General features: G+C 65.5%; 13 protein-coding genes and 1 pseudogene. 2 read left to right on the forward strand and 12 right to left on the reverse strand.

Translation table 11 applies throughout. The features are described 5' to 3' along the window. Positions 1–2: 2 nt before the first annotated feature. From AB431_RS15125 to AB431_RS15140, 4 genes are all read right to left on the reverse strand, one after another. Positions 3–866 (reverse strand): SDR family NAD(P)-dependent oxidoreductase, encoded by an 864-nt coding sequence (locus AB431_RS15125; RefSeq protein WP_047330618.1) that lies wholly within the window; start codon positions 864–866, stop codon positions 3–5. Next, positions 863–1,354, reverse strand: a complete 492-nt coding sequence (locus AB431_RS15130) for a hypothetical protein (protein ID WP_047330619.1) — start codon at positions 1,352–1,354, stop codon at positions 863–865. Before AB431_RS15130 ends, AB431_RS15125 begins: the two co-directional genes overlap by 4 nt. A gap of 74 nt (positions 1,355–1,428) precedes the next feature. Continuing rightward, positions 1,429–2,997 (reverse strand): acyl-CoA synthetase, encoded by a 1,569-nt coding sequence (locus AB431_RS15135; protein WP_047330620.1) that lies wholly within the window; start codon positions 2,995–2,997, stop codon positions 1,429–1,431. Next, complete coding sequence (locus tag AB431_RS15140) at positions 2,994–4,166, reverse strand: acyl-CoA dehydrogenase family protein (protein ID WP_047330621.1); 1,173 nt, start codon at positions 4,164–4,166, stop codon at positions 2,994–2,996. Before AB431_RS15140 ends, AB431_RS15135 begins: the two co-directional genes overlap by 4 nt. A gap of 100 nt (positions 4,167–4,266) precedes the next feature. On the opposite strand from AB431_RS15140, the gene AB431_RS15145 reads away from it, so the two are divergent. Further along, positions 4,267–6,189: an NAD(P)/FAD-dependent oxidoreductase gene (locus AB431_RS15145; protein WP_047330622.1), complete on the forward strand. Its 1,923-nt coding sequence runs from the start codon at positions 4,267–4,269 to the stop codon at positions 6,187–6,189. After that, positions 6,186–7,073 (forward strand): SDR family NAD(P)-dependent oxidoreductase, encoded by an 888-nt coding sequence (locus AB431_RS15150; protein ID WP_047330623.1) that lies wholly within the window; start codon positions 6,186–6,188, stop codon positions 7,071–7,073. The genes AB431_RS15145 and AB431_RS15150 overlap by 4 nt, the downstream gene beginning before the upstream one ends. On the opposite strand, the gene AB431_RS31575 is transcribed toward AB431_RS15150, so the two are convergent. The 8 genes and pseudogenes from AB431_RS31575 to AB431_RS15185 form a co-directional block, all read right to left on the reverse strand. After that, the gene (locus AB431_RS31575) at positions 7,070–7,672 is read right to left on the reverse strand and encodes a Dabb family protein (RefSeq protein ID WP_047333446.1); all 603 of its coding nucleotides are present in this window, start codon (positions 7,670–7,672) and stop codon (positions 7,070–7,072) included. The genes AB431_RS15150 and AB431_RS31575 overlap by 4 nt on opposite strands. 48 nt (positions 7,673–7,720) lie before the next feature. After that, a pseudogene (locus tag AB431_RS31580) lies at positions 7,721–8,044 on the reverse strand (Dabb family protein); the annotation flags it as partial. Next, positions 8,037–8,960, reverse strand: coding sequence for an alpha/beta hydrolase (locus AB431_RS15160; RefSeq protein WP_047330624.1), 924 nt, complete (start codon positions 8,958–8,960; stop codon positions 8,037–8,039). The pseudogene AB431_RS31580 and the gene AB431_RS15160, both read right to left, overlap by 8 nt. Further along, positions 8,957–9,781, reverse strand: coding sequence for an IclR family transcriptional regulator (locus AB431_RS15165; RefSeq protein WP_047330625.1), 825 nt, complete (start codon positions 9,779–9,781; stop codon positions 8,957–8,959). The genes AB431_RS15160 and AB431_RS15165 overlap by 4 nt, the downstream gene beginning before the upstream one ends. A gap of 105 nt (positions 9,782–9,886) precedes the next feature. Then, positions 9,887–11,359 carry an FAD-dependent oxidoreductase gene (locus tag AB431_RS15170; protein ID WP_047333447.1) on the reverse strand — a complete coding sequence of 491 codons (1,473 nt, stop codon included), beginning with the start codon at positions 11,357–11,359 and terminating at the stop codon, positions 9,887–9,889. Continuing rightward, entirely contained in the window at positions 11,356–12,264 is a 909-nt protein-coding gene (gene bphC, locus AB431_RS15175; protein WP_047330626.1) for a biphenyl-2,3-diol 1,2-dioxygenase, read from the reverse strand. Before bphC ends, AB431_RS15170 begins: the two co-directional genes overlap by 4 nt. A 10-nt stretch (positions 12,265–12,274) precedes the next feature. Next, on the reverse strand, positions 12,275–13,456 hold the full coding sequence (locus tag AB431_RS15180) for an acyl-CoA dehydrogenase family protein (RefSeq protein WP_047330627.1): 1,182 nt from the start codon (positions 13,454–13,456) through the stop codon (positions 12,275–12,277). Positions 13,457–13,556: 100 nt separating this feature from the next. After that, positions 13,557–13,871, reverse strand: a complete 315-nt coding sequence (locus AB431_RS15185; protein ID WP_047330628.1) for a 2Fe-2S iron-sulfur cluster binding domain-containing protein — start codon at positions 13,869–13,871, stop codon at positions 13,557–13,559. Positions 13,872–13,935: the final 64 nt, after the last annotated feature.

Consider the following 13,935-nt stretch of genomic DNA (forward strand, 5'->3'; position numbering starts at 1 on the left):
GTTCAGTCCCAGCCTGGATCGAAACGCCGTTCGGTACGCAACCGCGGCGCCTCTTGGGTGGTCAACACGCGGGCCCGCTCCGCCATTGCCGAGCCGACGTAGTCAGGTTGAGTCAGTAGGTAGAACCGGCCCTGGGCGGCCTGTTCGAAGACGGCTTCCGCGGCGGCCAGTGGGTCCATCGCCTCCGCCTTGATGTCCAGCATGGCGCTCCGCTGTGCCTCGGCGGCGCTGGTGTCACCGGATTGCACACTGCCCGCGGACTCGAAGATGTTGGACACCACCGCGCCGGGCAGCACCGCCTGTACGTGCAGATGGTGGTCGTGGCCGGCGGACTGGACCTCCAGATGCAGGCACTCGGTCAGCGCCAGCACCGCATGCTTGCTCATGATGTAGGGCGCCTGCAACGGCACCACCGCAACCCCACCGATCGAGGAGAGGTTCCATACCCATGCCGGCTCGTCGGTCGCCATCATCTTCGGCAGGAACGCCCGGATGCCGTGAAAAACGCCGCTGACATTGATGTCCACCACCCGCTTCCAGTTGGTGAGCGGGGTGTCCCAGAGATAGCCGAACTGTTCGACACCGGCGTTGTTGACCAACAATCGGACGCTGCCCAGATCGCGGTAGACGTCATCGGCCAGCGCTTGGACAGCGTCGGCGTCACGCACGTCGCAGACCGCGTCGATCGCCGATCCGCCTGTCGCGGTGAGCTCGTCGCGGAGTGCCGCCACAGCCGCCGCGTCGATGTCGGCCAACACCACGGTCATGCCCAGGCGGCTGGCGTGGCGGGCCAGGCCGGCACCGATTCCGGCGCCCGCGCCGGTGATGACGGCGACGCCGCCGCCGAAGACCTCCGATGCGCTCACGCCGGCTGTGAGCTTGCGGCCGCTGCCTTTGCGGTGTGTTCTGCGAAGGGAACCGAGTCCTCGGCGTCGAGCACGACCGTCAGCGAGGTGAACACCAACCTGCCGGCCTCGCGACGGATGCCTGCGTCAACGACACCGCTGGAGACCGCGAACGGGATGTTGTTCGTGATCTGGTTGACGAACAGATAGAACCGCACAGTGGTGACCTCGCCGTTGCTACCCGTACGGAAGAGGTTGGTGGCGTGATGACGGCACGGATAGGGATTCTCGTTGCGGTGCTGAATCAACCAGGCGAGAGTTTCGGCCTTGCCGTGCAATTCGGCGGCCAGCAGATGCTCGAACGGGCAGTTACCCGAGTCGGACCGGCTCAGGTAGTCCACTTCGTCGCCGAGGCGGACATCCACCTCGTTGAAGTGGCCCTGGTCGTAGTGATACCAGAATCCCGCGATGAACTCCTGAACCTCGGGCAAGGCGATCTCGTTGCTCATACCTGAAAGTCAACGCCGGTCCGGGCCGGGAAAGAACGGTCCCGCCCGTTGAGTGGAACACCGGCCAGCCGCCGTCACACCGGTAGGCTGAACCGCTGCCGGAGGTCGCGTTTGAGGAGCTTGCCGCTCGGGTTCTTCGGCAGCTCGTCGACGAAGAAGATGTGCTTGGGAGTCTTGAACCCGGCGAGGTGGCGCCGGCAGTGGGCGAGGACCTCGTCCTCGGTCAGGTACGTGCCGGTGCGGGGAACCACGGCGGCCACCACGGCTTCAACCCATACCGGATGTGCCAGCCCGAAAACGGCGACCTCCTCGATGCCGTTGTGCAAATACAGGATGTCCTCGACCTCGCGGCTGGCGACGTTCTCCCCACCCGTCTTGATCATGTCCTTCTTCCGGTCCACGACGTGGAGGAATCCACTGTCGTCATAGAAACCCAGATCGCCGGAGTGGAACCAGCCGCCACGGAATGCTTCGGCGGTCTTGAGCGGGTCATCGAGGTATCCGAGCATGAGATGCGGACTGCGATGGGCGATCTCGCCGACGGTTCCGGCGGCAACGGGCGTATCGGCGTCGTCGAGGATGGCGGTTTCGACATTGAGCACCGGACGCCCCGCGGCACCTGCATGGGCTTCTTGGTCTTGCGGGCCCAGCGCCGAAGCAAGCGGCGCGATTTCGGTCTGCCCGTAGAAGTTCCAGAGCTGGAGGTTGGGCAGACGATGCCTGATCTCGTGCAGAATCTCCGTCGGCATCGCCGATGCGCCGTAATAGCCTTTACGCAAGCTCGACAGGTCCACTCGATCGAACACCGGGCTGCGCAGCAGGCTGATCCAGACTGTCGGAGGGGCGAAATAGTTGGTCACCGAGTAGCGCTCGATGGTGCGCAACACCAGCTCTGGCTCCGGGCGCGGCAGGATGATGCTCGTCGCGCCCAGGTACAGATCAGTCGCCAGGAAGTTGTCCAGCTGCGCACAGTGATAGAGCGGCAGGGAATGAATCTCGATGTCCTCGGCGCTCATGGAGCCCGCCGTGATGGAACTGACGTACTGCCACACCAGACTGCGGCTGGTGTGCATGACCCCCTTGGGTCTGGACTCGGTGCCGCTGGTGTACATGACGCGCAGCAGTTGGTCATCGTCGACCTGCGGCCTCGGCGGGGATGACGTCGTGGTCAGGCTCTGCGCGAAATCGAGCCATCCCGGTGGCGCCGGCGATCCCGGCGCGGTGATCGCGATCCGCGTCGAGACCCTCCCACCGCGGTGCATCGCGTCCTGCGCCACGCCGGCGAGATCTGCGTCGACGATGAAACCTGTTGCGCCACAGTGGTCCAGGATGTAGGCGATTTCCTCGGCGGTGAGCATGAAATTCAGCGGCACGAGAACAACTGCAGCGCGGGCGGTGGCGAACGCGAGCACCGCGTACTGCCAGCAGTTGCGCGCCAGCAACGCCACCCGATCAGCGGGGCCGAACCCGTTGTCACTCAATGCTGCCGCGGCCCGGTCGACGAGATCGTCGAACTCGGCGAAGGTCAAGGTCACCTCACCGTCGACGATTGCGACTTTGTCCGGGTAACGGCGGGCCGAGCGCCGCGGAATGTCTCCCAATCCATGACCGCGTGCGACGCGGACGAGATCGTCCGGGCTCACGCCGAGGCCTTCTCTCGTGTCGGATCCAGGGCAAGGTCGCGCCCGATGATCTCCCGCATGATTTCCGACGTGCCGCCGTACACCCTGGTGACGCGGGCGTCGACAGCGGCGCGGGCGATGGGATATTCGCGCATATAGCCGTAGCCTCCGAACAGCTGCTGACAGCTGTCGAGCACCCGGAATTCCATCTCAGTCGCCCACAGCTTGGCCTTCGCGGCATCGGCAGGAGTGAGCCGACCCGCGTTGAGTTCGACGACGCAGCGGTCGACGAACGACTCCGCAACGTCGACCTCGGTCGCGGCGTCCGCCAGCGCGAAGCGCGTGTTCTGCAATGCCCCGATGGGTTTTCCGAACGCGACACGCTCGCGAACGTGCTCGATCGTCCACTGCAGCGCCGCCCGGGCGCGCCCGAGACTGCCCACCGCGATCTGCATGCGTTCCTGGGGCAGGTTCCGCATCAGGTACTCGAACCCGCGGCCCACCTCACCGAGCACGTTAGCTTTGGGTACCGCGACGTCGGTGAAGGACAGCTCCGAGGTGTCCTGGCAATGGAGTCCGAGCTTGTCCAGGTTTCGCCCGCGTTCGAATCCGGGCATGCCGCGCTCGATGACCATCAACGTCAGGCCGCTGTGGCGATCCGGCGACGTGCGCACAGCAGTGATCACCAGGTCCGCGTTCTGTCCGTTCGTGATGAACGTCTTGGCGCCGTTGACGACGAAGTGATCGCCGGCATCGACACCACTGGTGCGAATCGCGGCGACATCGGAACCCGCGCCAGGTTCGGTCATCGCTATCGCGGCGATCAGGTCTCCTCGGACGAAACCGGGTAACCACCGGTGTCGCTGGGCTTCGTCGGAGATTTCGGCGAGGTAGGGCAGGCAGATGTCATTGTGCACCGCGAAGCTCAAACCGACGTTGCCTGCGTGGGCTGCCATGCACCGCTCGATGAGGATCTGGTTGTAGCGGAAGTCGTTGACCCCCAGGCCACCGTACTGTTCGGGCGCGGCGAACCCGAGGAGACCGATCGTCCCTGCGGCGGCGAAGACGTCGCGAGGGGCGATACCGGCATCCTCCCAGGATTCGATATGGGGAGCGATCGCCTTCGCGGCGAAGTCGCCCGCCAGATCGCCGAAGGCCAGGTGATCGTCGTCGTAGTGCATGCGATGCATGACCGGACTCTAGGTCGGGGACCGGGCGGCGCGGCCCGGCCTCCCGCTGAGTAGACAACAGGGCCGCCGGCGGTGTCCGACTCTCCGATACTCGGATGCCATGAGCATTGGACGATCTGCCGTTGCGCTGAGCGCAGAAGTCGATACGCAGACGCTGCGCGAACACTTGCAGCAGGCCGACCCCGGCGTTCTGGTCGCCGTCTTGACGCAGATGACGGGTGACCCATCGGTGATCGACCGGTATGCCGCAAAGATCGACCACGTTCCCGACCCGCCGGAACGTCGAGGGACGACCGATCCGGACACGATTTACGCACTGGCTGACGACATCATCGCCGCACTCGGCAGATCCCAGCCCGCCGGGTTGGCCGACGCCGCCGATCGTGAACTGTTCATCAAGCTCCTGCCCATCGCATTGGGCGCCGACGTCGACGACGAACACGTCGACCTGCTTCTCGAGCAGGGTGGCTTTCGGCCCTCACAGCCGACACTGCCACGCACCGCCCCGATCCCGTCGACCACCTCGATGGCGATCATCGGCGCGGGCCTTGCCGGCATCGCAGTCGCTCTGGCCGCGGCGGAGGAAGGCGTGCACTTCCAAATCTATGACCGCAATGACGAAGTCGGTGGAACCTGGCTTACGACGACCTATCCGGGAATCGGCGTGGATACGCCCTCGGCCTACTACTCGCTGTCCCGGGAGGTGAACCCCAACTGGTCGAACTACTATCCGCAAGGCGCGGAGTACCAGGCGTACCTGGTGGCGTTGGCTGACAAACACGATCTTCGCCGTCACATCCGATTCGGCACCGAAGTGGAAGCGCTGTGGTGGGACGAGCAGCGCCAGCAGTGGCAGATCCATTCTTGCGCCGCCGACGGCACCCGGAGCGTCGACTATGCCAGCGTCGTCGTCACCGCGGCCGGCTACCTCAACCGGCCGCGCTTCCCGGATGTGAAGGGACGAGACACGTTCGGCGGCATCAGTATCCACTCGGCGCAGTGGGACCCGGCCGTGGATCTTGCCGGCAAGAAGGTGGCCGTGATCGGTGCGGGCTGCACTGCCGTGCAGATCGTGGACGCCTGTGTCGACGACGTCGAACATCTCACCGTCTTCCAACGCCAACCACACTGGGTGGCCCCGCGTAAGCGGCTCTCCGACGAGGTGCCCGAGCATCGTCGCTATCTGGGACGGGTGCTGCCCTTCTATGCGATGTGGCACCGGCTCAAGTCCTACTGGGGCACGGCCGACAACAACTATCCGGTCATTCTGCAAGACCCCGAGTGGGCGCGGGATCATCTGTCGATCTCACCGGCCAACGACGTGTTGCTGCAGATGTGTCTGGACTACATCGACCGCACTTTCGGTGCCGGAACGGAATTGGCGCGAAAGGTCACCCCGGATTTCGCGCCGTATGGCAAGCGCATCATCCGCGACCCGGGCGGCTATTACGCCGCGCTGACGCGCGACCATGTCGACGTCGAGGCCAGTGAACCCGCCGAGGTGAACGCCGACGGCATTCTCACCGCCGACGGCCGCCAGATCGACCTCGACGTCATCGTCTACGCCACCGGATATCACTTGGACTTCCTGTCGACTGTCGATATCCGCGGCCGCGATGGCAAGACCCTCGCGGGGGAGTGGGGGATGAGCCCGCGTGCGTACCGCGGTGGCACCGTACCGGGATTCCCCAACCTGTTCATCACCTCGGCGCCGAACTACAGCCCAGGCCATGGTGCTGGCGCCAATTTCTCGATGGAAGTGCTGGCGCACTACATCGTGGAATGCCTGCAACTCATGGCGTTGCGCGATGCGCGCACCATCGAGGTGACCCAGCGGGCGTTCGATGACTACGTCGCCGAGATCGAAGCGGCGATGCAGCGCACCGTATGGTGTCACACCCCGAACGCTCACACGTACTACCGATCAGGGTCCGGCAGGGTCGTCGTGGCCACCCCGTACCGGCTGGTCGACCTGTGGCACCAGCACCGGGCTCCCATCGAAGACGATTTCATCCTGCAATGACTCAACTCCTGGCCGGGAGAACGGCATTGGTGACGGGAAGCAGTCGCGGGATCGGCCGGGCGATCGCGCAGCGGTTGGCCGCGGAAGGCGCAACTGTCGCCGTCACCGCCCGCGCTTTCGAGCCTTCGCCGTCGGTGCGCGCGGGGGTCAGCGCGGCGTTGCCCGGCACCATCGAGGAAACGATCGCGCTCATTCAACAATCGGGCGGCGAGGCTTTCGGACTCGCAGCTGACCTCGACGATCCGGCTGCGCGAGACGGCCTGGTGGACGCCGTGGTGCAACGCACCGGTCGGATCGACGTCGTGGTCAACAATGCCGGCTACGCGGACTATTCGGTTGTCGAGAAGATGTCCATCGAGACATTCGATCGAACCGTCGAGCACTATTTGAGAACCCCCTTCGTGTTGACGAAAGCTGCAGTGCCGCATATGCGGCGGCAGGGTGCCGGCTGGATCGTGAACGTCGGCTCAGTCACCGGTGTTGCACCGGTTCGTCCCTATCGCGACTACAACATGACCGCGGGCGACGTGATCTATGCGTCATGTAAGGCTGCGCTGCACCGCTTCACTCAAGGTGTCGCCGCCGAACTGCTCGACGCCAACATCGCGGTCAATTGTGTCGGACCGTCGTCGGCGGTGCGCACTCCCGGCGCTGCGTCACTCATACCGGACGATTTCCCAACCGAGCCAGTGGAATACCTGGCCGAGACGGTCTTGGCCATGTGTCATCTGCCGGCCGAACAACGAACGGGTCTGGTGGCGTTCAGCTTGCACTACCCGTGGTCACAGAATCTGCCGGTGCATTCGCTGGACGGGATCACCGTGTTGCCGGCCCTCGAGCCGCCGGCGATGGCGAACCCGAATATCCGCCCTGCGGGACTCTAGAGGACCGGTGTCCTCGTGTCGCAAAAGCTGTGACACACCCGATCTCGGACGATCATGTCGGTCGTCTCCGGATCGAACCAGCGGTCGACCACAGCCCAGTGGACGGGGTGCATCAGGTACGGGCCGATCAAACCGTCGACATCGGTGAATTCCTGCTCGAACACATGGGTCCACTGGGTCGTACCGACTGCTTGCACGACTCGGCTCAGCTGCCAGGCCTGGATCGTCGGTACATAGCGCGGCATCATCGCCAGTTCCTGCTCGAATGACAAGACGTCGTCAGCGGGTACGTCCGGCGGCACGCGCAACAGCAGCGTCCGGTACACCGTGCCGTTGCCGCGACGCCGCGATGTTCCGCGGTAGGTGGCACCATTGACGCGCGTGATCGCGGGGTGATCCAGTGTTATGTCGAATTCGGTTTCGGCTCCGGTCTTCTCGTCTGAGAACCGCATGTGCACCAGGATGTCACCGCCGTTGCGGGACCCTGGCAACGTCGGTTGAACCAACCACCGCAATGGTTGCGCGGCGTCGGCCGCCTTCCGCAGCCCGTCCAGAACCCGCTCCCGTTCGGACTCCACGACGTCGAGCAATCTGGTCACACCGACGGTGGTGACATCGGGCGGCAAGTCAGCCTGAAAATTGGTGCTTTCCACGTCATCGGCGCGACTCGCGACGCTGCGGTTGCGTTCGAGTACAAGGTCTGAGATGTCGGTCCACCAGTGGGCAATCGTCGGGTCTGGCCGTCCCTGCCAGGTCATCTGCCACCATGCCTGGGGGCTCGGCAGCGACCAGGTGATCGTCACGACGTTGGGACGGTCGTCGAACCAGATCGGCGGGCTCACCAGCACATCGCGTAGTTCCATTCCACGCTCGCGGGCCCCGGGAGCGTAGCCGGACAGATAGGCGTCGATGAAGGCCTGCGCGCAGCCCGGCGCGGTCACCACCCGGTCGACGACGAACACCTCAGCCATGAAGCAACTCAGCGAGCGAGCGGCTGGCGTCGCGGCGCGCGGTGCGGGCGAGGTCGAGCATGGGCATCGTCATGAAACCGTGGATTCCCCCGTCGAAAGTGCAGCGGGTGGTGGATACCCCGGCCGCGGTCAGGGCGTCGGCATAGGCGATGCCCTCGTCGCGCAGCGGATCATGACCGGCGATGACGACGACCGCGGGCGGCAGCCCACTTAGATCTGCGTGCAGAGGTGCGGCGTACGGATGCCGTCGATCGCCAAAGTCCGGAACGTACTGATCCCAATACCATTGCAGCGCAGGGCGGGGATTGTAGTAGCCGCGGCCGAACCGCTGGTACGACTCGGTGTCGAAGTCGGCGTCGATCACCGGGTACACCAACAGCTGCGCGGCGATGGCGGGACCGCCGCGGTCGCGCGCCATCAATGCGGTGACCGCCGCGAGATTCCCGCCCGCGCTGTCGCCTCCGACGGCAATCCTGGTGGCATCGCCACCCAACTCGGAAGCATGCGCGGCTGCCCACTCGGTGACAGCAAGGACATCTTCGGCCGCGGTCGGCCAGCGATGCTCGGGTGCGAGCCGATAGTCGACCGAAACCATCACGGCGGGAATGAGATTGGCGAAATTGCGGCACAGGCCGTCATGGCTGTCGAGGTCACAGAACACGAACCCGCCGCCGTGTGCGTACACCAGTACCGGCAGGGGCTCGTCGGCGCTGGGCCGATACACCCGGACCCCGACCGTGCCACCACTGACAGCGACCTGATGGTCGGCTACGCGGGCAACCGGTTCGGGGTTCGGGTTCGCGACGAAGCGGGAGCGGATCGTGGCACGGGCCTGCGCTCCGGTCATCGTGTGCACCGGCGGGAAGCCGGAATCGAGAGTCTCGATCAGATCGGCGATCTGGGGGTCGAGCGTCACGCCGGCTGAAGGGTGCGTGGAACAGGACCACCGCGCAGCGGGCGAAGCGGTTGCAGGGTGGGCGCGACTCGCTCGGGACCGTCTTCGGCACTGCGCCAGATAGCCATGGCTGTCATTCTCACCGGTGCCACCAGACGATTGTCGAACGCCATCCGATTCATCGGCCCGCACACCGAGACCGCTGCGACGGCTCGTCCGGCGGGGCCGATGGGGGCGGCCACGCAACCGAAGCCCGGCAGTGATTCTTCACGTTCGAAGGCAACGCCGTGCGCGCGGACCCTGGCCAGCTCGGCAGCCAGTTGGGGGGCCGACGCGATCGAGAATCGTGTCTTGCGGCCGGACAGGTCGACGTCGGTGATGCCGTTCTCCGCCAGGATCGCTTTGCCGACGGCCGTGCAGTGCGCCGGCTGACGCCCACCGACGCGCGTGGGGACCGCGGCGCCCAGCTGGTCACCGATCTTCTCCAGGTACACCACGTCGGAGCCGTCGAGGACGGCCAGGTGCACCACCAGCCCGGTCGCCCGGTGCAGGTCGCGCAGCACGGGGATGGCGGCCCGATGGATCCGGTCCTGATGCAGCGCGAGTGATCCCAGTTCGACCAGGCGCATGCCCAGTTCGTAGTCGCGGCCCTCCCGCCTCAGCCACCGCAGTGCGACGAGGCGCTCGAGCATCCGGTGTGCCGACGACCGCGGAAGTCCCGTGCGTCGCACGATCTGGGCCAGAGTCAGCCGCCCCGGCCCGTCGAATGCATCCAGGACCAGCGAAATCCGGTCGATGACGGCACTCGGCGTCTCGCCCGCCTTCTCGACAGCCATTGTCATGAGGGCCTCCTAGCTACAGCATGCCAACCAGGCATATGACTATTAGTCATATAGTTGTAGCACGGCGGTGTGGGCGCTGTCACACGAAACATGCGGAGGCGGTCGTCAGGCCTTTGCGGCAGCGCGACCGGCTCGGCGGCCGTAGAAGCTGCCGTCGCCGAGCGAGACGCCGCTGGCGTACCCCCAGGCCGCCAGTCCTGCTGTGCAGCGGCCCGCCGCGAAGAGCCCCGGGATCGGGTTGCCGCTGACGTGGAGCACTTCGCCGTCCAATGAGGTCATCAAGCCGCCGAGGGTGAACCCGCCGCAGCTGGCCCGCAGGTCGATCGCACCGACCGGGGTGCCGACGGGTTTGATCCACTCCGGCTTCTTGTGCAGCAACGGATCCTCGCCGCGGGCGGCCGCGTCGTTGTAGGTGCTGATCGTGGTCTGCAGCGAGCCGACGGGCAGTCCGATCTCTGCCTCCAGCTCGGCGATTGTTTCGCATACCCATGTCGCGGGTCTTTTGAGAAAGGGGGTGGCTGAGGTCGCCGCCATCGCGTCATCCTGAGCGTCGCTGTCGATGATCAGGTAGGCGGTGTCCTCCTGCCGGTACAGCGTCAGCTGACCGATCCGGCCGGAGTACATGTCCTCGGGGACATATCGCTGGCCGAGGCCGTTGACGAGAACACCGCGCACGGTCTGTTGCGGATCGATCAGGAACGCCACCTCGGTGGCGTCCATGTGTGCGAGGTCTGCGCCGAGGGCCTGTGCCATGCGGATGGCACGACCGTCGTGTTGTTCAATCGACGCCGCGGGGCGCCCCGCGATTGCCGGGGCGAATTGCTTGACCATCGACTCGCTGTAGGCGAAGCTGCCCGCGGCCAGCATGACCCCGCGCCGGGCGCGCACCCGCACCGTCTCGCCGTACTGTCGCGCCAGCACGCCCGCCACCCGGCCGTCGGACTCGACGATGAGCGCCCGCGCTCGGACGTCATAAACGGCTCTCACACCGAGCGACGTCGCGGTCTCGACCAGCGGCTTCATCAACATGAAACCACCGCTCTTCTCACCGGCGACTTTCCCGGCCATCTGCGGGATGTGCCCGCGCGGAGCGGGTTCGGCGATCGTGTTGAACGGGTAGGCGTTCTCCCCGCCGGTGAACATCAGGCCCTGGTCGCCGGGTGGCTCCCAGCCCGGCTCGCCCCAGAATTCCGGTTTGAACGGCACGCCGCAATCGGTGAGCCAGTCGAAGTGGTCAAGACTGCCCTCGCAGTAATCCGCGATACGGGCCTCATCGGCGCCCGGCCCCATCGCCACATTGAGGAACGCCGCCATGTTTTGCGGCGAATCGTCGAAGCCGCAGGCTTTCTGGATCGGTGTGCCGCCCCCGAGGTAGATGAAACCGCCTGCCATCGCCGCGGCACCACCCCACGACCCGGTGCGTTCGAGCACCAGGACATCGGCACCCCCGCGCGCCGCTTCGACCGCAGCCGCGGCACCCGCGATGCCGTAGCCGACGATGACCACGTCGGCCTCGTGGTCCCAACTCTCGATCGACGACGCCGGGACTCCGGTGACGTCATCCTCGGTCGGTGTCATGGCCGCATCGCCGCCGGAAGATCCGATACCCACTGGTGCCCCCAATAACTGTCGGCGGTTATCTCTTCTGCGGTGTAGTCGCTTTCGTCGACCAGCATGCCCGCAGTTCCGAATTCAATATCCCAATCACCCGGCGCGCGTACATAAAACGACACCATTTTGTCGTTCGTGTGCCGGCCCAGTGTCGACGACAGCGGATACCCGTGCGCGTTGACGCGATCAAGTGCCTGCCCGACGGCGTCGAGGGAATCGACCTCGACCATGAGGTGGATGAGACCCGGATCGCGCAGTGTCTGCGCCGGGCAGATCGCGAGACTGTGATGACGCTGATTGACGCCCATGAACCGCACACGCAGCGGACCGAATTCGGGCGGTACCGGCACCCGGAACGCACCGCGCGACACGAAACCGAGTACCTCGGTGTAGAAGTCGAAGAGCCCGTTCACGTCCAGCGCGGGCAGGACGACGTGTCCGAGTCCCTGGGCGCCGGTGACGAACCGAGCACCGAACGGTGTGACGACGGGGGAATGGTCGAGTACCGCCCCGTGGAACACCTCCAATGACGTGCCCGCCGGATCGTCGAATGCGATGACCTCCTCCACCCGTCTGGCGTCTGCCTCATCGAGGGACAGCTGCTTGAACGGGATACCGGCAGTGTCGAGTGCGGCCTTCACCCGCTCGAGGTCGGCGTGGTCGCGTACCTCCCATCCGACCGTGCGGATTTTGTCCACGTCGCCCGGGACGACGACGATCCGGGCGGCGCGTTCGTCCATGCGAAGGTACAGAGCGGTGTCGTCGGGACCCTTCCCCTCGGCGAAACCAAGTACGTCGAAGGCGAAGTGGCGCCAGCGACCGATATCGGCGGCCGCGACGGTGACATAGCCCAGACCTTTGATCAGACTCATGCGCTCCTCCTCAGATCATCGCTCGCAGCGGGCCCTGCGGATCGACGCCCAGCGAACTGAGCGCCGCCGCGTGGTAGATGGTTCCCGGCACATGGATGGCGTGGGCCTGGCCGACATGTACGTCGCGCCAATAACGTTGCAGCGGTTTGTCCATCCGGGCCGCATTGCCGCCACAGCGCGCGAAGATCTCGTCGACCGCGGAGACCGCGCGCCATACCGCGCGCACCTGGGTGCGCCGTCCGGCGGCCCGGTCCTCGAAGGACACCTCGTGTCCGGAGTCGACGATGTCGTAGATGCGGTCGGCATTGGCGAGCAGTTCCTGCCGGGCGGCATTGATGTCGGCGGCGGCCTCACCAATGGCGTACATGACGTACGGGTCGTCCTTCACCGCCACCCCGCTGGCATTGACCCGCTCTCGCTGATAATCCAGCGCGGCGGCAAGGGCGCCTTCGGCGATGCCGATGGTCGCCGCACTGATGCCGAGGGGGAACATCGTCGACCATGGCATGAGGTAGAGAGTGTCGGTCATGCCCGCCTCGCGCTGAGCCGTGCCGTCCATCACCTTCGTCGCATCCATGGTGCGGTAGGCCGGCACGAATGCGTCCTTGACGATGACGTCTTTGGAGCCGGTACCGCGCAGCCCCACGACATTCCATGAGTCGTCGACGATCTCGTAGTCTTTGCGCGGCAGGATCATGTGGAGCATCTGCGGCGGCATGATCGGCTTGCCGTCGGCGTCGCCGAGCATCGCGCCGAGGAAGATCCAGTCACAGTGGTCGGTGCCGGAGCTGAACTGCCACCGGCCGTTGAAGAGGTAACCGCCGTCCACCGGCGTGGCCACGCCCTGCGGTGCGTAAGGCGAGGCGACCCAGGTATCGACGTCGTCAGCCCAGATCTCAACGGCAACCCTCGGATCGGCGTACGCCAGCTGATAGGGGTGCACACCCACCACACCGTTGATCCAACCGGCGGACGGATCGAGCGCAGCGGTGGCCATGACGGTCTCGGCGAACTCACGTGGATGAACTTCCAAGCCGCCGTGCGACTTCGGCTGCAGCAGCCGGATATTGCCCGCCGATTTCATCAGCTTGACGGTCTCGTCGGTGAGCTTGCCGATTCTCTCGGCCTCGACGCCCTGATCGCGGAGCTGCTCGGCGTTTCGCCGCACCCGGTCGATTACCCGCTCGGTCATGATCTGTTCCTATCTCGCTCGGCTGAGGCTGATCGTGTACCGCTGCTGCGACGGTGGCGGTGAGGATTCCCGGTCAGCGGAAAGCCGGCGCGGGCCACAGTCAGAATTCGATGTGGACGTCGTCGGTGAGTGGTCTGGCCTGACAGCTGAGGATCACGCCCTCGGCAAGGTCCTCAGCCTGCAGGATGTCGCAAACGGCCATGTCGACCTGTCCGTTCACCACGGTCGCCGCACACGACCCGCAGTGACCCTCTTTACAGGAGTACGGCACGTCGAGGCCGGCGGCGATCAGGGTGTCGACCAGGGTGGCGTCTCGCGGCCAGCGCACCCGGTGCTTTATCCCGTAGAGGTCGACATGAGCGGTCGCGGTATCAGGGTCGTCGAAATCGCCCGCGCCGCTTGCGAGGTCGGTCATGGGCGCCCATTGTGTCCGGTTGGTCGGGACGTGGTATTCGGGCGTCCGTTCACCGGGAAGCGTG

It is taken from the genome of Mycobacterium sp. EPa45 (genome assembly GCF_001021385.1).
Classification (GTDB): Bacteria; Actinomycetota; Actinomycetes; order Mycobacteriales; family Mycobacteriaceae; genus Mycobacterium.